Source organism: Arthrobacter humicola (genome assembly GCF_039531445.1).
In the GTDB taxonomy this organism is placed as follows: Bacteria; Actinomycetota; Actinomycetes; order Actinomycetales; family Micrococcaceae; genus Arthrobacter; species Arthrobacter humicola.
Genome location: NZ_BAAAQB010000030.1, coordinates 50,516 through 75,579, shown reverse-complemented (window position 1 = coordinate 75,579; position 25,064 = coordinate 50,516). Strand labels below are relative to the sequence as shown.

At 62.2% G+C, this 25,064-nt stretch carries 21 protein-coding genes, 2 tRNA genes and 1 pseudogene; 7 read left to right on the top strand and 17 right to left on the bottom strand.

Translation table 11 applies throughout. The features are described 5' to 3' along the window. Nucleotides 1–62: 62 nt before the first annotated feature. Together leuD and leuC are read right to left on the bottom strand one after the other, a co-directional pair. Nucleotides 63–665: a 3-isopropylmalate dehydratase small subunit gene (gene leuD / locus ABD243_RS11195; RefSeq protein WP_344365466.1), complete on the bottom strand. Its 603-nt coding sequence runs from the start codon at nucleotides 663–665 to the stop codon at nucleotides 63–65. 92 nt (nucleotides 666–757) lie between these two features. Continuing rightward, on the bottom strand, nucleotides 758–2,212 hold the full coding sequence (gene leuC / locus ABD243_RS11190; protein WP_344365464.1) for a 3-isopropylmalate dehydratase large subunit: 1,455 nt from the start codon (nucleotides 2,210–2,212) through the stop codon (nucleotides 758–760). A 130-nt stretch (nucleotides 2,213–2,342) separates the two neighbouring features. Between leuC and ABD243_RS11185 the strand changes: the two genes are divergently transcribed. Beyond that, entirely contained in the window at nucleotides 2,343–3,062 is a 720-nt protein-coding gene (locus ABD243_RS11185) for an IclR family transcriptional regulator (RefSeq protein ID WP_026266447.1), read from the top strand. 13 nt (nucleotides 3,063–3,075) lie between these two features. Further along, nucleotides 3,076–3,618: a DUF1697 domain-containing protein gene (locus ABD243_RS11180; RefSeq protein ID WP_344365461.1), complete on the top strand. Its 543-nt coding sequence runs from the start codon at nucleotides 3,076–3,078 to the stop codon at nucleotides 3,616–3,618. Nucleotides 3,619–3,624: 6 nt separating this feature from the next. On the opposite strand, the gene ABD243_RS11175 is transcribed toward ABD243_RS11180, so the two are convergent. From ABD243_RS11175 to ABD243_RS11160, 4 genes are all read right to left on the bottom strand, one after another. After that, nucleotides 3,625–6,036: an FG-GAP repeat domain-containing protein gene (locus tag ABD243_RS11175; RefSeq protein WP_344365594.1), complete on the bottom strand. Its 2,412-nt coding sequence runs from the start codon at nucleotides 6,034–6,036 to the stop codon at nucleotides 3,625–3,627. A gap of 227 nt (nucleotides 6,037–6,263) precedes the next feature. Beyond that, nucleotides 6,264–7,283 (bottom strand): UDP-glucose 4-epimerase GalE, encoded by a 1,020-nt coding sequence (galE, locus tag ABD243_RS11170; protein WP_344365458.1) that lies wholly within the window; start codon nucleotides 7,281–7,283, stop codon nucleotides 6,264–6,266. A gap of 302 nt (nucleotides 7,284–7,585) precedes the next feature. Beyond that, nucleotides 7,586–7,658 (bottom strand) — tRNA-Glu (locus ABD243_RS11165). 128 nt (nucleotides 7,659–7,786) lie between these two features. Then, nucleotides 7,787–7,858: transfer RNA gene (locus tag ABD243_RS11160), tRNA-Gln, on the bottom strand. 347 nt (nucleotides 7,859–8,205) lie between these two features. On the opposite strand from ABD243_RS11160, the pseudogene ABD243_RS11155 reads away from it, so the two are divergent. Together ABD243_RS11155 and ABD243_RS11150 are read left to right on the top strand one after the other, a co-directional pair. Beyond that, nucleotides 8,206–8,388, top strand: a pseudogene (locus ABD243_RS11155) (hypothetical protein); the annotation flags it as partial. A 52-nt stretch (nucleotides 8,389–8,440) separates the two neighbouring features. Beyond that, the gene (locus tag ABD243_RS11150) at nucleotides 8,441–9,601 is read left to right on the top strand and encodes a hypothetical protein (protein ID WP_344365455.1); all 1,161 of its coding nucleotides are present in this window, start codon (nucleotides 8,441–8,443) and stop codon (nucleotides 9,599–9,601) included. 21 nt (nucleotides 9,602–9,622) lie between these two features. Here ABD243_RS11150 and ABD243_RS11145 read toward each other — a convergent pair whose 3' ends face one another. The 9 genes from ABD243_RS11145 to ABD243_RS11105 form a co-directional block, all read right to left on the bottom strand. Then, nucleotides 9,623–9,997: a hypothetical protein gene (locus ABD243_RS11145; protein ID WP_344365453.1), complete on the bottom strand. Its 375-nt coding sequence runs from the start codon at nucleotides 9,995–9,997 to the stop codon at nucleotides 9,623–9,625. Nucleotides 9,998–10,074: 77 nt separating this feature from the next. Further along, the gene (locus ABD243_RS11140; RefSeq protein ID WP_344365451.1) at nucleotides 10,075–10,581 is read right to left on the bottom strand and encodes a hypothetical protein; all 507 of its coding nucleotides are present in this window, start codon (nucleotides 10,579–10,581) and stop codon (nucleotides 10,075–10,077) included. 85 nt (nucleotides 10,582–10,666) lie between these two features. Next, a complete protein-coding gene (locus ABD243_RS11135) occupies nucleotides 10,667–11,386 on the bottom strand; it encodes an HAD family hydrolase (protein WP_344365449.1) in 720 nt (239 codons plus the stop codon). A 15-nt stretch (nucleotides 11,387–11,401) separates the two neighbouring features. Next, entirely contained in the window at nucleotides 11,402–12,757 is a 1,356-nt protein-coding gene (locus tag ABD243_RS11130) for a UDP-glucose dehydrogenase family protein (protein WP_344365447.1), read from the bottom strand. Between the two features lie 778 nt (nucleotides 12,758–13,535). Beyond that, nucleotides 13,536–15,677, bottom strand: a complete 2,142-nt coding sequence (locus ABD243_RS11125) for a glycosyltransferase (protein ID WP_344365444.1) — start codon at nucleotides 15,675–15,677, stop codon at nucleotides 13,536–13,538. Further along, entirely contained in the window at nucleotides 15,674–16,117 is a 444-nt protein-coding gene (locus ABD243_RS11120) for a hypothetical protein (RefSeq protein ID WP_344365442.1), read from the bottom strand. The genes ABD243_RS11125 and ABD243_RS11120 overlap by 4 nt, the downstream gene beginning before the upstream one ends. Before the next feature lie 667 nt (nucleotides 16,118–16,784). Continuing rightward, nucleotides 16,785–17,612, bottom strand: a complete 828-nt coding sequence (locus ABD243_RS11115) for a glycosyltransferase family 2 protein (protein WP_344365440.1) — start codon at nucleotides 17,610–17,612, stop codon at nucleotides 16,785–16,787. 541 nt (nucleotides 17,613–18,153) lie between these two features. Continuing rightward, the gene (locus tag ABD243_RS11110; RefSeq protein ID WP_344365438.1) at nucleotides 18,154–19,050 is read right to left on the bottom strand and encodes a glycosyltransferase family 2 protein; all 897 of its coding nucleotides are present in this window, start codon (nucleotides 19,048–19,050) and stop codon (nucleotides 18,154–18,156) included. Nucleotides 19,051–19,163: 113 nt separating this feature from the next. After that, nucleotides 19,164–19,724: an acyltransferase gene (locus tag ABD243_RS11105; RefSeq protein WP_344365435.1), complete on the bottom strand. Its 561-nt coding sequence runs from the start codon at nucleotides 19,722–19,724 to the stop codon at nucleotides 19,164–19,166. A 220-nt stretch (nucleotides 19,725–19,944) separates the two neighbouring features. On the opposite strand from ABD243_RS11105, the gene ABD243_RS11100 reads away from it, so the two are divergent. Beyond that, nucleotides 19,945–20,139 (top strand): hypothetical protein, encoded by a 195-nt coding sequence (locus tag ABD243_RS11100; protein ID WP_344365433.1) that lies wholly within the window; start codon nucleotides 19,945–19,947, stop codon nucleotides 20,137–20,139. Between the two features lie 22 nt (nucleotides 20,140–20,161). Continuing rightward, the gene (locus ABD243_RS11095; RefSeq protein WP_344365431.1) at nucleotides 20,162–20,299 is read left to right on the top strand and encodes a hypothetical protein; all 138 of its coding nucleotides are present in this window, start codon (nucleotides 20,162–20,164) and stop codon (nucleotides 20,297–20,299) included. Nucleotides 20,300–21,132: 833 nt separating this feature from the next. Here the strand turns inward: ABD243_RS11095 and gltX are convergent. Both gltX and ABD243_RS11085 read right to left on the bottom strand, forming a co-directional pair. Next, on the bottom strand, nucleotides 21,133–22,671 hold the full coding sequence (gene gltX / locus ABD243_RS11090) for a glutamate--tRNA ligase (protein ID WP_344365429.1): 1,539 nt from the start codon (nucleotides 22,669–22,671) through the stop codon (nucleotides 21,133–21,135). Between the two features lie 117 nt (nucleotides 22,672–22,788). Further along, nucleotides 22,789–23,565: a fumarylacetoacetate hydrolase family protein gene (locus tag ABD243_RS11085; RefSeq protein WP_116766554.1), complete on the bottom strand. Its 777-nt coding sequence runs from the start codon at nucleotides 23,563–23,565 to the stop codon at nucleotides 22,789–22,791. 164 nt (nucleotides 23,566–23,729) lie between these two features. On the opposite strand from ABD243_RS11085, the gene ABD243_RS11080 reads away from it, so the two are divergent. Next, the gene (locus ABD243_RS11080) at nucleotides 23,730–25,022 is read left to right on the top strand and encodes a hypothetical protein (protein ID WP_344365427.1); all 1,293 of its coding nucleotides are present in this window, start codon (nucleotides 23,730–23,732) and stop codon (nucleotides 25,020–25,022) included. Nucleotides 25,023–25,064: the final 42 nt, after the last annotated feature.

Here is a 25,064-nt window from a genome sequence, read left to right as displayed (position 1 = left end):
GCTCAGCGGCCGGCGGCGTCCCGAAGTCCGGGGCCCGGAGCAGGAGACACTGCCCCGGGGTCTTAGGACAACCGGGCGGGCAGCGTCTTGGGCTTGAAGGAGGGCCGGGTGGCCTCGTACGCGGTGATGTCTTCTTCGTGCTGAAGGGTCAGCCCGATGTCGTCCAGGCCTTCCAGAAGGCGCCAGCGCGTGTAGTCGTCAATCTCGAACGGCGCCACAATGTTGCCGCACTGCACCGTCTTGGAGACGAGGTCCACCGTGACCTCGGTGCCGGGGGCGTTCTCGAGCTCCTTCCAGATGAGCTCGATGTCGTCCTGGGCCAGCTCGGCGGCGAGCAGGCCCTGCTTGCCCGAGTTGCCGCGGAAGATATCGGCGAAACGGGAGGAGAGCACGGTCTTGAAGCCGTAGTCCTTGAGCGCCCAGACGGCGTGCTCACGGGACGAGCCGGTGCCGAAGTCGGGGCCGGCCACCAGGACGGATCCTGCGTTGAACGGCGCCTGGTTCAGGATGAACGACGTGTCCTTGCGCCAGGCGGCGAAGAGCGCGTCCTCGAAGCCGGTGCGGGTGATGCGCTTGAGGTACACGGCGGGGATGATCTGGTCCGTGTCGACGTTGCTCTGGCGCAGCGGGACACCGATACCGGTGTGGGTGGTGAACTTTTCCATGGCGGATCCTTCTCAGGCTGTATGGATCGAGGCTGGGTGGATCTGGGCTTCAGGGCCGGGTTTGCGGCCTGCGCTTCAGATCCGGGGACGGGCTAGGCGACGCCGGTTCGGAGCGCCGCGGACTCCGCAGCGGGGTCCAGATCCGAGGGCGAGCTCAGCGTGCCGCGCACCGCCGTCGCCGCCGCCACTACGGGCGAGACGAGGTGGGTCCGGCCGCCCTTGCCCTGGCGTCCTTCGAAGTTGCGGTTGGAGGTGGAGGCGCACCGCTCGCCCACTTCCAGCTGGTCCGGGTTCATGCCCAGGCACATCGAGCAGCCGGCGAACCGCCATTCGGCGCCGAAGTCCTTGAAGACCTTGTCCAGGCCCTCTGCCTCGGCTTCCAGGCGTACCCGGGCCGAGCCCGGAACAACGAGCATGCGGATGTTGGGGTCCTTGGTGCGGCCGCGGATGATGTCCGCTGCGGCACGGAGGTCTTCCATCCGGGAGTTGGTGCAGGAGCCCAGGAATACCGTATCCACGCGGATGTCCTTCATCGGCGTGCCGGCCTCGAGCCCCATGTACTGCAGGGCGCGTTCGGCGGCGGCCTTGGCGTTTTCGTCGCCGAAGTCGTTCGGCGAGGGCACCTTCGCGGACAGGGATACGCCCTGGCCCGGGTTGGTCCCCCACGTCACGAACGGTTCCAAGGTGTCGGCGTCGAGGTCCACCTCGACGTCGAACACCGCGCCGTCGTCAGTGCTCAGCGTGTTCCAGTATTCGACGGCTGCGTCCCACTCTGCGCCCTGGGGCGCGTGCGGGCGGCCGTACATGTAGTCGTACGTGGTCTGGTCCGGAGCCACCAGCCCGGCGCGGGCGCCGGCCTCGATGGACATGTTGCAGATGGTCATCCGGGCTTCCATGGACAGGGCCCGGATGGCGGAGCCGCGGTACTCGAGCACGTAGCCCTGGCCTCCGCCGGTGCCGATCTTCGCGATGACGGCCAGGATGATGTCCTTGGCGCTCACTCCGGGGCGCAACGTGCCCTCGACATTGATGGCCATGGTCTTGAACGGCTTCAGCGACAGTGTCTGGGTGGCCATGACGTGCTCCACCTCGGAGGTGCCGATGCCCATGGCGAGCGCCCCGAAGGCGCCGTGCGTTGAGGTGTGCGAGTCGCCGCAAACCACGGTCATGCCCGGCTGCGTGAGGCCCAGCTGGGGACCCACGACATGCACGATGCCCTGCTCGGCGTCGCCGAGGGAGTGCAGGCGGACGCCGAACTCCTGGCAGTTGTTGCGCAGGGTCTGGATCTGGGTCCGGCTGGTGAGGTCGGCAATTGGCTTGTCGATGTCCAGCGTGGGAGTGTTGTGGTCCTCGGTGGCGATGGTGAGGTCCGGGCGGCGCAGCTTGCGGCCGGCGAGCCGCAGGCCTTCAAATGCCTGCGGCGACGTAACCTCATGCACCAGATGGAGGTCGATGAAAAGGAGGTCCGGCTGGGCGTTGGCTCCTTCGCCGTCCCCCTTGCGCACCACGTGCGCGTCCCAGACTTTCTCGGCCAGTGTCTTTGCCACGGCCTTCTCCCTTCACTGCGGTGATTAATGTGCGTTCCTGCGGGCTGTTGCTTCCACTGAACCAGCACAGCCAAGTAATACGCCAGCGCATTGACTTGCATCTCAGATAATGAGACGTCAATATCATTACATGGACAATTCTAGTGGAGTCGGTGTCATCGATAAAGCGGCCCATGTGCTTGACGCACTTGAGGCCGGCCCCACCACCTTGGCGCAGCTGGTTGCTGCGACCGGGCTGGCACGGCCTACCGTGCACCGGCTGGCCCTCGCCCTGGTGCACCACCGGCTCGTGAGCCGCGACATCCAGGGCCGGTTTGTCCTGGGCAGCCGCCTGGTGGAACTGGCGTCCGCCGCCGGCGAAGACCGTCTCATCGCCTCCGCCGGGCCCGTGCTCATGCAGCTGCGCGACGCCACCGGCGAGAGCGCCCAGATCTTCCGCCGCCAGGGTGACTGGCGCGTTTGCGTGGCCTCCGCCGAGCGGCCGATCGGCTTGCGCGACACCATCCCCGTCGGCACCCAGTTGTCCATGAAGGCCGGCTCCGCCGCCCAGGTGCTGCTGGCGTGGGAAGATCACGACCGCCTGTTGGAAGGCCTCCAGTCCGCGCGCTTCACCCCCACCGTTCTGGCCGGAGTACGACGCCGAGGCTGGGGGCAGAGCCTCGGCGAACGCGAGCCTGGTGTCGCCTCCGTTTCGGCCCCGGTCCGCGGACCGTCCGGCCGCGTGATTGCCGCCGTCTCCATTTCCGGTCCAATCGAGCGCCTGACCCGCCAGCCGGGACGGCTGCACGCCGAAGTGGTCTGCAACGCCGGCCGTGTCCTCACGGAAGCGCTCCGCAAGACCAACGACTAAGTATGCTGTGCCCATGAAAAGCTATGCGGTGTTCCTGCGGGGCATCAACGTGGGCGGTATCAACATCAAAATGGCCGACCTCAAGAACGCGCTCAAGTCCCGTCCCTTTGCCGGCGTCAAGACCTTGCTGGCCAGCGGCAACGTGGTGCTGGCCAGCGAGCTGGACCAGGCCGGCGTCAAACAGGAATTCGAGGCGTGCCTGCGGGAGACCTTCGGCTATGACGCCTGGGTGGTGGTGCTGACGGCAGACCGGGTGGCGGCCCTCGTGGAGGCCTGCCCCTACCCGGCCGACGACGCATCCACCCACACCTACTTGACCCTCGCCTCCGATACCGGCGTGCTCGCAGAACTCTTCGAGTCCGGCCGCGCCTTGGACGGGACCGAGCTCACGCAGCTGGGTCCGGAAGCGCTGGCGTGGCTCGCCCCCACCGGCGGAACCCTGGACAGTCCTTTCAGCAAGCTCTCCTCGAAGGCCAAGTACAAGGCCGCCACCACCACCCGGAATCTTCGGACCATGGTCAAAGTCCGCGACGCCGCGGCGACGTTGCGGGACTGATGCCCGTTACGCTAGGCCCCAAAAAGGTTCTGCCAACTGTCGAAGCCGCCAACCGCCGGGCGCTAACCTTTCCGGAACGGCGAAGCCGCCTTCGCGCAGGCCTCGGTGCAATTGCAGCGTTCCGTCGTCGTGACTTGTCACGACGTCAAGAATGCCGTCGCCGTCCCAGTCCACCACATGGCACCCGCGGACCGTGGGACCGAATCCGGAGTCGGCGCGGAGGGGCTCAGCGTGCTTGCCGCCCCCGAGTGACCGTGCAACGTACAGCCAGCCATCAGCCCCGACAGTGACGAGATCGGCGGACGAGCGGACGGTTGATTTCTGGATTGCATCGACCTCCACGATGTTGGTGCCGTCCTCCACGCAATATAACTTGCCGCCGCCGCTGACCACCATGTCCGCGTAGTTGCCACGAAGAATTTCCCTCCGGGTCCGCGCCTCCATGTCGAGAACGGTCGCCGTCCCGCCGCTCATGTGCACTATCGAATTCAATTGCGGAAGATACGTGATCCCACTCGTCTTGTAGCCAGGGGCCGCGCTCCGGTTCAGGAGTTTGTATCTGAAGACCAGATCCCCGCTCGCCTTGTTGAGCCTGATGACGCCATTATTGGTGCTTACGTACAGGATGCCGCGAACGACGAGCGGGCTGTTTATCTCGACTTCTCCTAGTAGGGGCTTCTGCCAAACAAGCCGTTTCTGCCTGACATCCCAGGCAAAAACGTGCGCTGGTTTGGTGTCGTCCACTGAACCGTAGCCACCTTTGATCCCGGTGGTCCCATAGACGATGTCGCCTTCGCCGGCAAGGCCGAGGACCGATTGGCCCGGTATGGGACCGCTGATCACAGTGATGTCTGAATCGTTTAAGGGATTAATAATTGCCAGAGCGCCGGTGTTATATCCATACTCAGCCACGGTGCCAGCCACCACCTTGCCGCCGGCTTGGGCCCAGGCAAAAGGCCGGGACTGCAAATGCACATCGCGAAGTTCAATGAGCTCCGTGACACTCTTGGTTTGGGGATTGAATTTGAAGAGACGGCCCTGAGTGTACGACCCCACGTAGATAATGGATTCGTCGTATGGGTACATCCCCTCGATCTGGGCAATTCCGGCGTCGCTAGGTGAACGCCATGTTTCCCCCGACATCAGGTCCACTGATCCGATCCCGTCGCCCAGGTACCCGCCTAGATATATCGTGGCCCCGGACTTGGACGGCGCTAGCGCCTGCACCTTCAGCGGCGTGTCGGCCAAGTCAACGTTGACGGACTGGACAACCTTTTTCCCGCCAATTGATACCCGGACGTATTCATACTGGTTCCCCACTCCGCATAAGACGTCTACCAGGGTGTCTCCGTCCGAAGACTCGACGCGCAAGGCATGCGGAGCGCCGGGAACGGCGCACACGGCCTCCGCCGCCAGGGTTCTGGAGTCGATCCGGATCAATTCAAAGATGGCCCCCGTGTTCCGGATGACGTAGATGTCGCCTCCAGACGGTAACGCCGCGGAGGCACGCATCACGGGCGACCAAGTCCACGGCGGCCGCTTCCATGCTGCCGTTTCCAGATCAAATACCCTGAATAGTTCTTTGTGAGTGTCACCTTCGTAGTAGACGAAGAGAACGCCCGAATGGGCAGCGATGGAATATACAAAGCCCTTCGCGGCAGCGTCTGGAAGCAATATCTCCCGCAACGCCGCCGGGCTGTCCGTCGGCCACGTCACGATTCGAGGATTCAGAACGCCGGTCCCCGCATAGACGTTGTCCTTGTTGTCGATGGCCAGGCATCGAACATACTGTGCCCCCGCATGCACACGTGGCGTATGGACAGTCTGGCGCGTGGACGGGTCGAACCGGGTTGCACTCCCCATCGGGTAATTTCCACTCCAGATCCTGCCCTTCGAGTCGACAGCCGGAGCAAAGGCAACGGTTCTTGTCCCCGGTGCGCCGCTGTAGCAGTCGGTGACGAGCCCCGACAGACTTACACTCTTGGCCATTGCCGAAGGTCCAAAAGCAACCAGGGCCTCTGCAGAAGGTTCGTAGACAACCCTGCCGGCACCGCCTCCGCCGCCAGGGAAGGGCGTTGACGAGAGCTCAAGCTTTCCCGTGGCTGCATCGATGACTTGTATCTGGCCCCCAAGTCCTCGGCAGGCCGCTGCGAGCTTCAGGGCGCCGGCTTTGTTCCTGAAGAAGGTTGCGTTGGGTCTCGCGTTGGTCCTGAAAACGTTTGGATACCGGCGCGGGACGGCAGCAGGCTCATTTGCGATGGCTGACAGCGGAACGTCAGTGCCATCGACCCCGTCCAAGGAGTTGGCCGCAACGTTCTCTGGCGCGGCGTTGCGACCAGCAGCTATTGCCACCCCCGCCCCGAAAACCACAGCCAGGGACAGAAAAGTGCGGCGCCCCACTACGCCTTCTGGATACATCACGGATGGCCTGTCCTCGACAAGGATCTACCAGTCGATTCGCAACGATAATAACACCCAGGGCTTGGGAATCGGATCGCGCACCAGACTCTCCGCAACAGCAGCGACGGAAGCCGTCAGCCGATTCCAGTCCGCCACGCCAACTGCCCGCGATGGCAAGGACGGATGGGGCCGTACTGGTTCCCGGACTGTTCCGCGGAACTACTTGCCATGAAGCGATGGCGCCATCAAACAGCCTTGGAGTATCCGAAAGGGTTTTTTCGCTGCCAACGCCAGTGATCCTCGCACATTTGGGCCAAAGTCCTGTGGGCCGACCACCCCAGGTCTGCCAGAGCCGCCGCTGGATCTGCATAGCTGATGGCTGCATCGCCCGGACGCCTGTCAGCGAATTCGTGTTTGACCTTATGGCCTGCGGCTTCGCCGAACGCTGCTATTACTTCCATTACGGAAGATCCGCGGCCAGTACCGAGGTTCCACCGGAACACACCACATCGGCTGTTCAAAAAGCCCAGGGCGGCAATGTGTCCCGCCGCGAGATCCATGACGTGAATGTAGTCTCGGATCCCGGTGCCGTCCGGAGTCGGGTAATCAGCACCGAACACAGTGACCTTGTCGCGGCGACCGACGGCCACCTGCGCGACGAAAGGCAAGAGATTATTTGGCATTCCCTGGGGGTCTTCGCCTATGCGACCGGACGCGTGAGCGCCCGCTGGATTGAAGTAGCGCAGCAGTGCTATCCGCCAGCGCGGGTCGGCAGCACCGAGGTCAGAGAGGATGTCTTCTATCTGTTCCTTCGTGCGGCCATAGGGATTACTTGCGTCCAGCGGCGCACTTTCGTTCAAGGGGACTTGATCAGAGGCGCCGTAGACGGTTGCCGAAGAGCTGAACACGATCGTTCGGACCCCAGCTCGCTCCATACCGTGGAGGAGGTTCAGCGTTCCTACAACATTGTTCTGGTAGTAGAGGAGCGGCTTCGCGACTGACTCGCCCACAGCCTTTAGCCCGGCGAAGTGGATGACGGCGTCAAATCGAAACTCTGCCAGCACGGCATCTAGACCAACCACGTCTAGCAGGTCGATCTGCCGAAACTCGACGGTCCGTCCCGCGAGCTCCTCGACCCGGCGAAGCGACTCCGCATTGGAGTTGCACAAATTGTCCAGAACGACCACGTCGTGGCCGTCCTCCAGCAACGACAGAGTAGTATGCGACCCAATGTAGCCGGCGCCGCCAGTAACCAGAACCTTCATTCGGCTCAGTCTAGGGGCTCGAACCCGGCAGGAGACAATTCAACACGAGACAACAGCACGAACCCGGAACGGGTAGAGGATAAGAGCTCCATGAGAAGCAGCACTGTGGTTCATATAGAGCGCAATGTGCGAACGTGCCTGACAAGCCGGCGGAGGACCGAGGCAGTCTCTACAACTGATACCAGAGGCCACGGCCAGCCGGCCAGGGGATTGCGCGAATTTTGGCCGCTAACCCCTATGACCCGGCACGATCCAGGACAAGCAAAACGGCCCCGGGCTGATGCCCGGGACCGTTTCCGTTGTGACCCCAGCGGGATTCGAACCCGCGTTACCGCCGTGAGAGGGCAGCGTACTAGGCCGCTATACGATGGGGCCGTGTACTTCCAGAACAGCATTTCTGCCATTCAAGCCAAATGATTGTTTCATACACTTGACCGCCGTTTCAAATCGGCCAACCGATTCGAAACTTCCGAACATCCGCGGAAATCCGAGGACTTTCAGAGCTGGGATACCAGGACTCGAACCTAGAATGACGGTACCAGAAACCGTAGTGTTGCCAATTACACCATATCCCAATGGCACTTACGGTCCGGATGTTTGGGCCTAAACCCTCGCTCCCGGCGCCTCAGCACGAGTAATTACTTTACCCGAGACTTTTCACTTGCACAAATCGGGGATGCGGCACCGGCGCAGGCGGCCTTCGGCGCACTGAACCCGGCAGTCGCGGTCGCAAATCCCGGGCCCACCCTTGCCAATCCGGCGGAAACAAGTTTACGCTCGGTAAGTTACCAATGAGTAACCACCCCTCCCCCACTCTGCTGCGGGCAGCTTTGCGACTATTTTCCAGTGTTAGCTGCATCACAGCTTCCGGGGTGGCCGGTGGCAGAGCAGCTGCCGGCGAGACCGTCGAGAGGATTCATCTGTGTCACAGAGTCGTGCCGCCGCCAGTCAGACCCGCGCCCGGACCCGCGGGCAGCAAATTGCCATCGCCATCCTGGCGCTGCTGCTCATTGCCGTACTGGGGTTCTATACCCTCGTCACGGGACGCATCACGGACGGGTCGGCCAAGCTCAAGGACGGCGCCGGCCAGGCCTCGGCCGGGGCTGATCAGTTGAAAGACGGGGCCGGTAAGCTCGCCAACGGCGCCAGCCTGGCCGATGCCGGGGCCGGCAAACTTTCCGCGGGGCGGAAAAGGTCTACTCGGGCATCAGCAGCCGGCTCGCCCCGGGGCGGACAAGCTCCAGGCCGGCGCCGGGGAACTGGCCGAAGGCGCCGTCAAGATCGAGACGGACGTCAACGGCAAGCTCGCCCCCGGCGTCTACAAGGTCGACGACGGTGCGCAGAAGCTCGCGGCAGGGGCCGTGCAGTTGTCCGCCGCCCTGACCCCGACGCTGGCAGGCAACGCCGGGAACAACCTCGCCGACGGCGCCACCCAGCTCGACGGCGGCGCCGCCCAGCTCGCCGGGGGCATCGCCGCACTCGCCGCAGGCACGGACCAGCTCAAGGGCTACCGTGGCGCCAACGGCAATCCGGAAGCCGGAACCGGGACCGCTGCCCTGGCTCAGGCGCTGGAACTCCTGCAGGCCACGGCCAACGACCCTGTCCAGGGCTTTGTTCCTCTGTCCGTCGTGAAAGACAAGATCGCCAAAATCACCGCGGGCGCGCGCAAGCTGGATGCCGGCGCCACCCAGCTGCAGGCCGGTGCGCAGCGGCTGCAGGACGGCGCGGGCCAATTGCATGCGGGTACGGGAAAGCTCACAGCCGGTTTCGCCACGCTGGCCGGCAAGCTCAACAGCCAGGACCCGGCCAACCCGGGCGTGGTGCTGGGCACCCGGCTACTGGCCGACGGCACCTCCAAGATCCGTGTCGGGATGGACGGGGTCCCCGGCGATCCCGAGCACCCGGGCCTGCTCAAGGCCGCCGCCCGGATGACCGACGGCAGTTCCCGGCTGGCCGACGGAACCGTTGCCCTGAACGCCGGCATCAAGGGAACTCCGGGCGATTCGGCCAACCCTGGCCTGCTCAACGGCTCCCAGGCGCTGGCATCAGGGGCCTCCGAACTCTCGGCCGGGAACACCAAGCTGGCCGACGGCTCCTCACGGCTTGCCACAGGCGCGGACAAGCTCGCCGACGGGAACGCCCGGATCGCTGACGGCACCGGCACGCTCTATTCCGGTGCTGCAGCGGTATCTCCCGGTACCGTGCTCCGGCAGTCCGGCGCAGCGATGGCGCTGGGACTCGTCGGGGTGCTGGGTCTGGGTTCCGTGGGCGCCTTCCTGGTGCTGCGGAGGAAGGGCCGGGCGGTCGCGGCTGCCTAGACAGACTCAGCCAACGTTGGACTAGGGTTTGCCGGCAGCCGGGGTGCTGGGGGCAGCCGGCTGGGCCTGGCCTGGGGCCCGGCGCGCCTGTCCGTTCGCACCGTTGGGCCGCCCGTTCTGCGACCTTTGCGTGAACTGGTGTTGGGCATCCGATTTTCCCCACGAGTAGCCAATGTAGCCCCCTCCGCCGCCAGCGAGGACTACCGCAATCCCCGCGGCCACCAGCACCTTTGGCATGCTCCACCACTTCTTCTTCAGCGGAAACTCCGGGGCGGAGACCGCTGGAGGACCCGCCTGAGGCACGGCCATAGTGGGCGGTGCCTGCAGGGCCTGGGGGGCCCGGGGGGCGATGTATGCCGGGCCCGGGGCTCCGACTTCGGTGGTGTGTTGTTCCACGTGGTATCTCCTCAACGATAGAAGTTTCGGCCCCAAGTAAACGACACAAGGCTGAGCGAATACTGGGGGTCGGCTTATCAGTCCGCTGCCGGCGGCAGGCGCAACAGATCACTGGCGTTGAGGAGCTTGAGCGCGAGGGCCCCGGCGAGGACAGCGAAAGGAAGCTCCACGAAGACAGCCTCAAGGACGGCCGTGGTCAGGGCTGCCCCCGGGGCGGCGGTGGTGACATCGAAGAAGGCGTCAATGCAAAGACTCGTGCTGAAGGCCGCAGTGGTCAGCACCGCGTAGTGGCTGCGACGGAGCAGGAACAGCAGGGTCAGCAGAGCGCTAAGGCCCTCGAGAGCATCCAATCCGAGCCACGCGACGTTCCAGTTGCGCGCCACTGTCTTGGAAGGCATGACGCCGCCGAGGTAAACGATCCAGACTACGTAGAAAAGGACCGCCCCGACTCCGCAAGCTATGGCCGCGCGGCGCCACCCCATCCCCCAGACACGCTTGAGGATCTTGCTACGGACAGCCAGCGCCACGAGCACGGCGATGAGCACCAGTCCAATCCGGAGGACGACAAAGTGCGGCGGTCCCACGGACAAGTCCTCCCAAACGGAGAGCTTCGTCGGGGCCATCAAGACCGGGGTCCCCGGGACAGCGTCACCGTCCGGAAACAGGGAGCTATGCACCGCCCGCCAGCAGGTCCAACAGGGAGCGGACCTGGCGTCCGAGGAACCCCGGGGCCGGCTCCCCGCCGCGGTTCAGCCAGACGCCGAGGAGGCCGGCCGCCGTCGAGCCTTCCGCGTCGAGAAGCCGGTTGTCACCGATGTACAGCGTTTCGCCGGGGCCCGTGCCGATGCGCCGAACGCCCTCAAGATAGATGGCTGGGTCCGGTTTCGCGACGCCGACGGTATCCGTGCCGACCAGCACGTCAATCCGTGCCAGCCCGGCCGCGTCCAGCTTCACGCGCTGGTAGTCGTGGACGTTGTTGCTGACGGCCCCGTAGGGAATGCCGGCGGCGTCCAAGGCGTCCAGCAGCGGGCCGACGTCGTCAAACGCCCGGACGTAGCCGTGCTGGCGGCTCGCATAGGACGTCACCCAGTGGTGGGCTTGCTCGCCGTCGGCCAGTTCGACGCCGAAGTGCTCCAGCGCCGCCCGGCCGCGGAGCAGCCGCTGCTCGTTGAACGTCAGCTCACCGGCCAGGTAGCGGTCGTAGAAGTGGGTGGTCTCATGGGTGAAGATCCGCCCGAACGTCACCCACCCGGCCTCATCCAGGCCGGGCAGGAGGTGCTCGCTGACGTCACGGAGGGCCGTCGTCATGGCGAATTCGAGGTCCACCAGGGTGTCATCGATGTCGAACAGGACACCGCGGATGCCCGTGAACGCTTTGCGCAGAACCATGCGATTTGCCCTAGGCTAGGTGACGCCGAGCAAAGAAGTTCCCGGAACGTCTGAAGATCTTAGTCCGAGGGCTCTGAATGTCCAGCCGGCGCTCTCCCACTCATCCTTGCCGAGGACATTCCGCCCATCAACAATTTGTTTGTTGTTGACAAGCGACTGAATCCCTTGCGGATGCAGATCCCGGAACTCCTGCCACTCCGTGAGCACCAGGACCACGTCCGCCCCCGATACGGCTTCCGCCAGCGTTGAGCAATAGTTCAACCTTGGGAATCGCTGTGCCGAGTTAGCGTTCGCTTTAGGATCGTAAACACTCACCTCAGCGCCTCCACTGAACAGCCGAGCCGCAACGTCCAGCGCAGGCGAATCCCGGACGTCGTCACTGTTCGGCTTGAACGCCGTACCTAATACGGCAACGCGCTTACCTTCGAGTCCGCCCAGAAGCTCCTCGGCCAGGTAGACCACGCGGTCCCGTCGCCGGAGATTGATCTCATCGATTTCGGAGAGGAACCGCATGGTCCGGTCAAGGCCGAGCTCACTCACCCGCGCCTGTAAGGCTCGGATATCCTTCGGCAGGCAGCCACCTCCGAACCCCACGCCCGCGTTCAGAAACCGGCGTCCAATCCGGTTGTCGAGGCCAATCGCATCCGCCAATGTACGGATGTCGCCGCCGACCGTCTCCGTCACTTCGGCAAAGGCATTAATGAAGGAGATCTTTGTAGCCAGAAAGGCGTTGGCCGCCACCTTGACTAATTCTGCAGTCTCAAAATCAGTAGCTATGTACGGGGTCTCTCGAGAGATCGCGTCTGCATAGACTTCACGAAGCGCGGCGTGGGCCTTCGGTGAATCAGTGCCTACTACGAGACGATCCGGCCGCAATGTGTCCTGAACGGCAAAGCCTTCACGTAAGAACTCCGGATTCCAAGCAAGATCAATCTCAATTCCTCGAGCCTTGAACTCATCTATGAGCGATTTCAGCCTGCGCGCAGTTCCCACCGGCACCGTCGACTTGCCGACAATCAGAGCATCACGGGTTATGGCATTGACTAGCGAACTAACGGCGGCATCGACATAAGTCATATCCGCTGCATCTTCGCCGGCGCGTTGAGGCGTTCCGACCGCGATGAAGTGTACGTCGCCGAAGGCTCCGGCCTCCTCAATTGATGTCGTGAAGCGCAATCTGCCGGAATCTATGTGCTTAAGCAGGAGCTCAGGCAATCCAGGTTCGTGGAAAGGCAATTCGCCGCGACTCAGGGAGTCGATTTTTTTAGGGTCAACATCTACGCCCAGAACTTCGAAGCCAAGTTCCGCCATGGCTGCCGCATGCGTCGCACCTAGATATCCTGTGCCTATTACGGTAAGCCGCTTCCCCATAGTGAATCTCTTCCTTGTAGTGAACTCATTATCTCCTGGGCGGGCACATTTATCCACGTGCCGCCCATTTCCAAATCTGACTCGAACTCTTCGTTTTTTGGGGCTATGCAGTGACGGCGGCTAGCAGTACAAATCTAGGGCCGGGCAACTTCCAAGCCCAGACGTGCTGTGCCTAGGAGATATACCAGGTCTTTCCACTCCTGGCTTTCTTGATCATAGTCCCCGGGGATCCTGATTGAATCGGCGTCGAGATCTTCCGCAAACAGAACTGCGGCAGCCAGATAAGGGCGAATGCTGGAAACGTGGCCCCGTCGACCATCGGAATGCAGCCATGCGTTCGACGACATAGTCAAACCACGCAGAGTTCGAAGTGACCCTGCCGTTTCATCGGACCGTTCGATGCGGAGGTACGTGGTGTCATCACGAGTCGTCTCGTCCGTCGACGCTGCCTCGATGCCCGACCAGGAAAGGTTCAATGGGCGGGACCCGCCAGGCAACGCCTTCGGATAGTACTCGATCGGAGAAAAGACGACAGGCACAGGACTCGCTATCGACCGCATGGCAGAGTCCACCGCGGGCGAAAACTTATGCGGCAAATTCACCAGACCACCCATGGCGGAGCTGAACACTAGAAACGCGGCTACTGCCTCACGATCGGGGTGCCGATTCTTTGGGGCAGCATCAAACCAAAACGATCTAAACCGAGGTTCACCATCGTAGTCGTCGGCCGTCACGTTAAACCCGGTGTGTCCAACGTACTCACCGTTCCATGTGACTATCACAATGCCGCTCCCCGAAGTTGACGAGAACTGTTGAGCGCATCCAGAAGCGCCCCAGGCTCGATTGAGTCCCCCGACACTTCCATCTCCGCCCAGTCACTTTCGATCTGCGCCATGAATGCCTCCACAACATTCGTGAATCTCGAAAACACGACGGTCTCCTCTAAGCCTCCGCAAGCGAATCTCCGTGTCCAACCCGAGTGCGACCATTTATCGCTGGGCTCGAGCTTCCTAATGAGACCGAACGAGGCGCCGTCCTCAGCGCCTTGGCGCTCTACGAAATCTTCGAAAGCCTGACGGATCGCCCCTTCCATGATGTCCCCGGGAGCGGCAGGAACAGGCTCTTTCCTCGCATCGACTGAGCCAGTAAGTTCGCCCGTAACATGGAACTGGGCCCCCACGCGCCGAAGCAGAGCTAGTTCCCTCAGCGAAGCACCAACCATAACGCCCGAGTACTGAATGAGGTTCTCATCCCCATCGCGTTCCACGACAACGTGCGAGCAACGGCCAAGCAGATGCTGCTTAATCGAATCGGGAAGGCATTCCAACGAGCCTCGGAACGACACGACTCTCTGCACGAGCGAATCCGGCAGGAAGGGCACCAAAGCATCCAGGTCTTTCCCTAGCCGGACTGGAACATAGTCTTCGCTTCCTCGTTCGGCACTCAACTTGTCAGCGCCCCATCTTGTCGTGACATAGGAGAACAGCTGCCGCGTCTGCCGAGCGGAGGTCTTCTGGACCGATCCATCGCTCACCGTGATCTGACCGTCGTGAACCCTGCGCAGCATCATGATCTCACCCGAGTGCTTCAAGGCCACGCCGGAGCGGACCATTCGAAGCGCCAGGTTGTTGTCGACGCCACTGGAAAGCGATTCGTCGTATCTCAGTCGTCTAATGATGTCGGTTTCGACAAGCCACGTACCATGTCCCGGTGCGCCTCCTGTCGCAATGATGGTTCCGTCATTGAGAATTTTTGAGGCAAAGAGCTTCATCTCGCCTGTCGAATCGTCAAAGTTGACGAAAGAACCGAAGGACCCGTGTGTTCCAGCGACTATGTGCTCAAAGTGTTTCTCCAGGCGCCACGGAGTCATGAGGTCATCATCGTCGTGGACGGCGGTATAGTACCCGCGCGCCTCGTCGGCAGCTCGGTTGCGCGCTGCGGCTATACCCGAATTCTCTTGAAAGAAATATCGGATGCGGTGATCGTCGAAACTCTCAACAATCTGGCGAGTATTGTCTGTTGAGCCGTCGTCTACCACTACGATCTCGAAATCCTGCATGGTCTGGCAAAGCACTGAACTAATACTCTCGGCCAAGAAGTTCGCTCGGTTAAGAGTCGAAATAGCCACGGTTACTAAAGGCTTTGCATCAGAGGGACGATGCAGCCAGACAGGCGTATTCCGGACGAATGTCTTGTCAGTATAGACAATGTTCTTATTGAACTCGATAGCACTCGAAGCAGCCACGGATTTTTCGTGCGTCTTCCGAGTCGGTGGATGCCACATGTGGTACATGCGAACGCGTTCGTCATCTACCCACAGAAGACGTTGGCCCGCACGTTTCGCTCTCGTGGCGAAGTCGATGTCTTCTCCTCCATAGGTATGCATGCGTTCGTCCAAACCGCGAATGCGCATGAAGACTTCGCGAGGTACGGCCATCATGCCTCCCATGCCCCATCGTGGCCGGAGCCTAGAAACTCGTTCGAACGTATCCCACTGGTAACCCAGACGCTCGATGTCGCCATCCGTCCATTGCTCTGGCAGATCGCGGCACTGGAGCAGCAGGCACAGAGAAGGATCATTAAGGATCCAGGTTCCGATGGTTTCCATTGATTGAGGGCTGAATACCATGTCAGCATCAGTTGAAACAAGCACCGCACCCGAGGAAACGGCAAAGCCTGCATTCAGAGCCCGTGAACGGGACCATGTCCCATCCGTCGACGTGTAGACATAGCGGGCCCCCAACGACTCCATCAGAACGCGGGTGTCTTCATAAGTATCCGAGCCGTAATCGGAGACAATGACTTCTCCGCGTAAGGCACCAAAAGATGCCTGAATGGATCGAACAGCAAGTTCGAGCCGTGTTAGACCCCAGTTACTGAATCCGATCACGACCGATACGTCAATCGACTTTTCGATCATTTGAACTTGCGTCCCCCACTTTTGAGAATTCGATTCCGCTTCAACGAGCCTTCGGATTCTGCGTAAGTCGATTCCATGAAGAACGCGCTACCTCCGAAAGTTCCGTCGGGGACAGGTTCGCGCCCCGGCCATGTGAGTAGTGTGAAGCAGACTTCCGCTGGCTTATCCAGAAACTCCAACATCACGGGCGCGCTGAACTGGTCGCGCGGTGTTCCTGGAAGGTAGGCGAACATCTCGCCGAGGATGGTCGAGAAATACACTCCCTTGCACGACTCAGCGACGTCAATACCTTCTGCGTTCCGTGCCTTGACTACGACGGCGATGGACTTTTCCTCCACGCCCTGCATACTTTCCAGGGACAAGCTGATTCGACTGATCCCCTCCGTAGCTGGCAGTGAGATCTTCGCTGTATTTTTTTCGATATCAAGAATCTGACTCATTACCCATACCCTCTCCCCTCTAGGCCCGAGCGTCCTACGGCAAACCAGCTAACAGCATAGCCGAGACGGGCACCGCCCAATTACACGGGCTGCGATTCGGTAACAAGGCGGATGAGTGGAACTGAGGGGACTATCTCAAACACGGTATATCCGGCGTTTCATTCAGTAGTTTCCGCTGCGGGGAATCGGTTGCTCAAGGCGGGTTGTTGGGCCAGACGCAGAGTCAGGGGCCCTTCGCGAAGGCTGTGAACGCAAGAATGCCCACGCCCGGGCGGCCTCAAGGCAGTCCGCGACGTGGGGCGACTACTGGGTGGGGCATCCAGTACGCTGTCGAACTTGTACTGCGTACCCCGGCCACGTCGCGCTGGTCGTAGACCGACTGCCGCAAGACTCGCCTTCGACTACGACGACTTCGAGGTCACCGACACCAGGTTCGCCGCGTAGTTTGTACACCAACGCTGTCAGGGAGTCCCTGGTAAGTTCGCGGCGATGGCGGCGACCAGTCCGGCGTGGGGCATCGGCGTTCGCCAAGTCTGCCACGGATCCCACCGACGGTCAGACCGCGGAAGAAGCCCAACCGGCCCCGTCCTCCACGGAGGAGGCTTGCCGACCAGCCAGTCCCGGACCAGCGACCCTAATCCTCACAGTTCATTGGCCAACGTGGCCATTAGAGGTGTGAATGTGGGTCTTCACTGACCCTGAATGCGTCAGCGGCGGCCCGGTCCTCCACACAGAACGGGAGCACAGGGACACCGTGTCCGCTTACTTTGTAGTGATGGAGGCGACCGATCTCCGGTTCAAGGGTTTCGAACCAGCCGCGACTGATCCCATGGACAGAAGCCATAGGGACAGCGGCGTCGTATCGGACGATCGACTTCACCCGGGTGTCCCAACCCTGGCCCTGAGCGACGATGTCTTCCCGCGCCCATCGTTGAGTGTGCTGCTGGAGGATCGGACGCGCAGGGTCACGCTCCTTGAAGTCAAAGTTAAAGTTCAGGAACCTCACGCGCGGCATCTTCGCCGCGGTCGTCACGTCCGTGATCTTACGTCCTCCGGGTAGGACGATGAATTCGTCAACATCTATTACGGAAACCCATCCCTCACCTCGGAGAGCATACTTATTGAGAGCGGCGGGCAAGTATAGGTACTGACGCATGGACAACGGATCCACTATCGGGAGTCCCCATTCAGCGATGCGGTCAAGGTGCAGTTCCCGCCAGACCTGTGCCCGGGACAACTTCTCCTCGCCTGCCAGCCCGTCGTAGTACTCGTCCAGAGCGGGTCTGACTTCAACGGTGATCTTTGCCGGTACGTTGAGAATCCGGAGGACGTGCTCGCTGTCGTCAATCGGGTTGTCAAGAATGACGTGGAACTCATCGAAACCGAGCCATGAATGATACTCCACCCATTCTCTCAACCTCGGAGCATCACCACGGGACATGGTCAAGATCGTGTGCTGCAAATCCAATCCTCCGGTGTATTTACGTTGTGCCATCAGACTAACCTTGAGGAGGTAATCCAACTATCGGGCGCTTTGATTCATAGAAGACCTCCGCTTAGCCGCGTAGCCACGTGGTGCGCGGCGGTAGCGGGCAGAGTGCTATGCCCGTCTTCTCGGAGCCCACCCAACGTAGCCAGTTGACGACGCGCCTGTGACGGCCGGGAACATCGATGAGTCGCCAACTCGTCCGAAGCCAAGAATCTTTGACGCTGGTCGGTCTTTACCGTCACAGGCGTGGGGCATCTTGCTACTCGGCCCGCCCTCGAGGAGCCGATGGCATAGTCGGATGGTTCCTCAAACAGTTTGTCGTAGTTCGGGGGTTCCCCTGTAGTGCGGGGAAGGTTCGTCCAGTCGATCTTCCCGGCGGCGTCAGCCTCGGCCAGAAGCCTCCCGTGGATCCGGTTCCAGATCCCGGCGGCGGCGAAATGCCGGTGGCTTCCATACCGTCTGCCAAGGAACAAATTCCGCCGGAAGATCCCGCCACGCATTTATGGCTTCGATCGACCCCCCACAGCCATCACAGGCTGCTGAACGGCTAACGCGGACTTGTCGCCTGAGTCATCGATTCGGCTTCGTCCAACGGGAATAAATGCTCGCACGGGAAGGCCTGCATCAGGACTTCAGCCGGGCCAAGATTAGATTCCCCTTCGAAGGGTTCGAAGGCTTCGATCGGGGTCCTGCACCTGGAGCACAGAGTGTTAATCAAGGTGGTGTCCTTCGTGGAGTACGGAATAGGGAGTCCTTGATCTGGAATCTTGTAGTGGTGCAGCCTTGCAACATCAGGGTCGGAGATCTCGCAGGGGCCTTTGCTGATCGGGTGGACTGACGTGAACGGCAGCAAGGCATCGTTACGGGCGATAGTTTTCACACGGTGCTCCCAGCCTTGGCCATACGCCTCGACGTCTTTCCTGGCCCATCGCATCGTGTGTTGGGCCAGGAAAGGCTTGGTGTCATCGTTCCCGGAGGTGTCGAAGTTGAAGTTCAGAAACCTAACCCGGGGAGAACGGGCAGCCGACGTAATATCTTGGATTCTGCGACCGCCCGGGAGTGCTATGAACTCGTCCACGTCGATTACAGCAACCCACGAGTCGCCGTTGCCTGCATAGACGGCGCTCAGCACCTCGCGAAAGTATTCGAGCTGCCGCAGCGCCAGCGGGTCGACTACCGGCAGCCCCTGTGCGGTGAGACGGGACCCGTTAGCCTTGCGCCACGCCAGCACCCTCGCCCACCGTTCCGCCGGCGTGAGCCCGTCGTAGTACTCACCGGAGGCCGCCCGCACGTCGATGGTGATCTTCGCCGGGACGTCCAAACTCAGTAGCACCTGCTCGCTGTCGTCTACCGGGTTATCCAAGATGACGTAGAAATCGTCGAACCCCAACCTGGAGTGGTATTCCACCCATTCGCGCAGGCGCGGAGAATCTCCTCGGGACATTGTCAGAACGGTGTGCCGCAAGCAGATCCTCCAGCAGATAGAAGTTGTCGAATCACACACTAGTCGAAGCCCTGGTCGTTCAACCATTCCGGGTCAGGCAGCGGTAACGCTGGCTAGGCAGGCAGGGCTCGAATGACCTTCGCGGGGACTCCGCCTACGAGGGTGTTGTCTGGTACGTCACGGTTCACTAAGGATCCAGCCGCGACAATACAACCCCGGCCGATGGTCACTCCTCCGAGAATTGTCGAGCTCCCACCTATCCATGAGCCTTCTCCGATCACTATCGGAGCGGAAGCGTTAGTCCCGGCGCGTCTTTGGGAGTCACCGATCTCGTGCCCGTCCGTGATAATTCGAACAAACGGTCCGATGAACACTCTGTCTTCGATGACCGTGCCTGCCCTTATGTACCCATCCCGGTTGATGAGGCACTTCGCGCCGATAGTCACGGGTCCAAAAATCTCGGCGTTGCGATAAATGTTGGTTCCCGCCCCAACGGTGATGGGCGCGTCTTCCCGGCACTGGAGCGAAGTGTTCGGGGCGAGCTTCACGTCCTCCCCAATTGTGGCGTGCTCAGGTATCCATGCGGATTCGCGTGGGCGCAGATTGCGGAGGGCTGCGGTCAGTGCAGCCACCTGTTCTTTCAGGTCCTTCAACTCTTCTTCGATGTAAGGCATCCGGCCAAAATATCAGGCGCCCCTACCGAACAGTAAATCCAAGACTCCAACCGCCGAGGAGGCGCGCATGCACCAAGAACTGCACAGACTCTGGCTCCGCGTACAGGAGCCAATGGCGCTCTCAGTGATTAACTTCTTGGTCTACCTCTGTGGCTGGCATTGGGCTCGCCCTGGTCCTCGACCGCCCCAGACGGCGCATTGGCGGCGACTCGGCCCCACAATGGTTCTCGAAGCATTCTGGTGGCTTGAGCGGGCAGCTGCAATTCTTTTCATGTTCTCCATGGGCGTCTACGAGGCCGTCATCATCGGCACCACCGTCACCCAGCCCAGCATCCGCATCGAAACAACATACTTTGTCATCTTTGCCATCCTGACCTTCGCAACACGCCGCGTCAAGAGCCGCTGTTATGTCTAAGAGCCGAAAAGTAGGTACGCCGATGGACTCCACCAAGATCGTCGCCGCCGTCTTCGGCTCAGGCCGCGTCAGCGCGTTCCTCGTCGCCGTCGTAAAGGGTACCGCGGCCCGGCAACGCTTCGGCAACGTCAGCCTCAAAGAGCAAAGGAACGAGGCGTAGGTCGACGCGGAACGGGAACGGGAGCGCACCACTGTCGAAACATACAACCGGCGGATCTTTGACGCATCCCACTTCCACCGCGACTGCAGCGAACATGGCTTCAAGTACAAGGGGCTCCGCCCCTGACCGAAGCTCAATAGTCTACGCCACGAACAGGCCCCAACTTCCTTCGGGAAGGGTGCCCTTCCTGCATCCGGCGAGAGTTTGATCATCCGGAAGGGCCCTCGACTACCTGCCTATCGAGCTCGGAGTGGCATTCGGAACCAACTCTGAAATCAGCTGGGACGGTCCAACGGGACGGCGACGTCCCCAAAGGGCCACGTGATTCTCCTTCGACCTTTATACACCCGTCCGCGTCGGTGTTGCGGTTCACCTCTCGCCAGGCCACAGACCGGTCCCGGCCCATCGCCGCAAGGATCCTGGCGTAACTAAGCCTGCTGCGCCAGCCCATCTGAATCATCCCCTGCTCAGCCCGTGTCAACGCCCACCCGCCCTGCCCCTCAGGTGAGGTGCAGGGTAAACAAGGCCTACGACGGCGCCCATCTTCAGGGTCATCATGTGGCCAAGCTGGGCCCACCAGTTCCTCTCCGTCCCATGCGTGGCGCCGACGCGCCGGGCAGCAGTGAGAATCGACATTCCGCCACACACCAGATCAACGAACTCGGTGCGCGCATCCAGGGAAAGCACATTGACCATCAAACGCTCCATCAATCAGAGCGTTACAACCACCATATGATTTTACCGTCGGCCACCCATGTGAAGCTGTTCACAAGAGCGCCTTTCGACCCGTCTTGGCAGTCATGGACATCCGTTGACCGAAGCCTCCGGTGGCGTCAGCCGCGGAAGGCGCGCAGGCGGGCCAGGGAGGAGTCCTTGCCCAGGATGACCATGGATTCAAACAACGGCGGGGAGATCCGGCGGCCGGAGACGGCCGTGCGGACGGGCCCGAAAGCCAGGCGCGGTTTGACGCCGAGGCCTTCCACGAGGGCCTCCTTCAGGGCTGTCTGGATGTTCTCGGCCGACCAGTCGGCAACGGGTTCCAGCGCCGCCAGGGCGGCGTCGAGGACCTCGGTGAGGTTTTCCGGCAGGCCCTTGCGGGCGTCGTCGGCGACGTCGATCGCGTCGTCGGCCTTGAACAGGAACGCGATCATCTCCGGCGCTTCGCCCAGCAGCGAGATGCGTTCCTGGATCAGCGGCGCGGCCTCGGCCAGGACTTCCTCCTCGCGGGCGGTGAGGGTCTCCCCCACGAATCCGGCGGCCTGCAGGTAGGGCACCAGCCGGCCCCGGAAGTCCTCCGGGTCAAGCATGCGGATGTGGGTGCCGTTGATGGCTTCGGCCTTCTTGATGTCGAAGCGGGCCGGGTTGGCCAGGACGTCGTTGACGTCGAAGTTCTCGATCAGCTGGTCCACGGTGAAGATGTCCTCGTCGGCGGAGAGACTCCAGCCGAGCAGGGAGAGGTAGTTCAGCAGGCCCTCGGGGATGAAGCCGCGGTCCCGGAGCAGGAACAGGTTGGACTGCGGGTCGCGCTTGGAGAGCTTCTTGTTGCCCTCGCCCATGACGTACGGCAGGTGGGCGAAGACCGGCATGTAGCTTGCGACGCCGATGTCCATCAGCGCCTTGATCAGCACCACCTGGCGGGGCGTGGAGGAGAGCAGGTCCTCGCCGCGGAGCACGTGGGTGATGCCCATGAGCGCGTCGTCCACGGGGTTGACCAGCGTGTAGAGCGGGGAGCCGTCGGCGCGGACAATGACGTAGTCCGGGATGCTGCCGGCCCTGAACGTGATCTCGCCGCGGACCATGTCGTTGAAGGTGACGTCTTCATCGGGCATGCGGACGCGCAGCACGGGCTGGCGGCCCTCGGCCTTGAACGCGGCGAGCTGCTCGTCGGTGAGTTCGCGGTCAAAGTTGTCGTAGCCGAGCTTGGGGTCGCGGCCGGCGGCACGGTGGCGGGCTTCGACTTCCTCCGGTGAGGAGTAGCACTCGTAGGCGTAGCCGGCGTCGATAAGCTTGGCTACGACGTCCTTGTACAGGTCCAGCCGCTGTGACTGGCGGTAGGGCTCGTGCGGGCCGCCGACTTCCACGCCTTCTTCCCAGGTGATGCCGAGCCATTTGAGGGCCTCCAGCAGCTGCTGGTAGCTCTCCTCCGAGTCGCGCGCCGCGTCCGTGTCCTCGATCCGGAACACGAACGTGCCCTTGGTGTGCCGGGCGTGGGCCCAGTTGAAGAGGGCGGTGCGGATCAGGCCTACGTGCGGGGTGCCCGTGGGTGACGGGCAGAACCGGACACGGACCGGGGTGTCAGTGGTGACTTCACCGGTGGAGGCAGCAAGCGGGGCGGAGCTGGAGACGGCGTCGGACGCGGAAGCAGTAGTCATAGTGGTACCAACATTACCAATCTCTACCACCGCCGCTTGTCCGGAATACCGCTACGAAAACGGACAGCCGCACCGTGGATCCACGGTGCGGCTGTCCGAAATCGGCGCGAAAAACCCTTAGCGGCGCACCACCGGGTTGGAGAGGCGTCCGATGCCCTCGATCTCGACCTCAAAACGGTCCCCGGCCTGCACCGCGCCGACGCCGGCCGGGGTGCCTGTCATGATGACGTCGCCGGGCAGGAGGGTGAAGGCCTGCGAGACGATGGAGACGAGTTCCCGGACGCCGCGGATCATCTGGTTGGTGCTGCCGTCCTGGCGCAGTTCGCCGTTGAGCCGGCCCTGGATCTGCAGGTCCTCGGTGTCGAGTTCGGTCTCGATCCACGGTCCCAGCGGCGCCGAGGTGTCGAAGCCCTTGGCCCTGGCCCACTGCAGGTCCGTCTTCTGGACGTCGCGCGCGGTGAGGTCGTTGCCGCAGGTGTAGCCGAAGATCACATCGTCCACCCGGTCCTCGGGTACGTCCTTGCAGATCCGGCCGATCACGACGCACAGCTCGGCCTCGAAGGACACGTCCTCGGAGAACTCCGGCAGCACAATGGGATCGTTGGGCCCGATCACGGAGGTGTTGGGCTTGAGGAACAGCAGGGGCTGCTGCGGGACCTCGTTGCCCAGCTCACGGGCATGTTCCGCGAAGTTGCGGCCCACGCCGATGACCTTGCTGCGCGGAATGATCGGCGCCAGGAGGCGGACGTCTTCCAGCTTGTGCTTCATGGGGGTTCGTTCCACGCCGTGGAAGAAGGGGTCGCCCTTGATGACAGTGACTTCCTCACTGCCGGGCTCGCCTTCCACGATGCCGTAGAGGGGATCAGAATCAACTACAAACCGGGCGATACGCATGGTTCCAAGCGTACCGTCCCCGGCAGGTGCACCGGACGGCATATGTCGTGCCTCTTGCGGTCCCGGTGTTAGTCTGACGCGACGCACGAGACGTCTACATCTGTTCAATTGGGGGAAACATGTTAAGCATTGATACTTCGACAGCGCGCTCTAAAGGCTTCGGCATGAAAATAGGAGCCACCGCATCAACCGCTCTGATCGCCTCGGGAGGACTTATTCTTCTTTCTCCGCCGGCCTCTGCCGCGGAGCCGGCGACATGCTCGGCAGCGCAGGCAAGCTACCGGACCGCTCTGTCTAAGGCCACTGACGCGGACTCACTTGCCCGCCAAGTCAAGGCGGCAAGTCGGGCAGCTGTCCAAGCACAGCAGGTCCGCGATGCCTTGGCCGCGGCCGCCGTTGCCGACACCGTCCAAGCGCAGGCGGACCTCGACGCCGCCGCAGCGGCCGCGGCCAAGACGGAAGGCGGACTGGAAGCGGCAAAAGGGAACGTGCAACGCGCCCTTACGATTGCCAGGTGGGCGGCCGACGCCGTCGACAGGATCCAGACCGAACTTGATGGGCTGCCTCAGCTGAATGACGCGACCGAGAACCAGGCCCGGACGCAACTTAGCGCGGCGACTGCCGCACGGTCCGATGCGGCTGTCAATGTTACCGCCGCTCAAGCGTCACTGGAGGCCGCCAGAGCGTCTCACGACCAGCCGGACATCAACGCCGCCCAGGCCGCGCTGCTGGCAAAACAAAATCTGCTGGAAGCGGCTGAGGCGCAACTGGGTGAGGCAACACTGGCGCTGGAAGGGGTGAAGGCCCAGGGTGACGCCCAGTTGGCAGACGCCCGCAACAGGCTGAACGACGCACAGCAGCTGTCGTGGGAGATGGACGAGCACCTAATGCAGGCCGATGAGTCGGTCCGCGCTGCCAACGATAACGCCCAGGCCGCAGCTGATGCCGCCGCCCAAGCAAAGAACGCCCTCCTGACGGCCCGCAACCCGGACGGCATTGCTGCAGCGGATGCGGTTCTGGCTGCAGCCCGCACGACTGCCACGGCGCTGCACGCCCAAACGACTACGCGCCCGGACCCCGCGTCCATCGCGCGGCTCTTACATATTTCCCTCGAGGCCTGCGCGGCAACCCCTGGGGCCGCCCCACCGGCACTGGGGGCTGTGGCCAGGCCGGTGGTGGCTCTGGCGCCGGCTACGGTGTCTCGACCGGCGGCAGTTGGGGTTCCGTCCTCGAATCCAGAGCAGAAGCCCGCTGCCGTGACAGCAACCAATCCGGGGCTCAACATCCAGACTGGAGTTGTCACGGTCTCTGCAGCGCAGGTTCCTGCTGGCCCCCGGGATCAGGACGGGATGGCAATAGCCGCATGGTCGTTGGGAGGCCTCATGGTCCTTGCGGTCACGTCTTTTGGAGTGCGAAGGGGCCGCCTCCGTGCACGGATGACCAATGGTGCTGAATGAGCCGGCGGGTTTTGCTCAGAAGGGGCCGTTGCCGGTCAACAG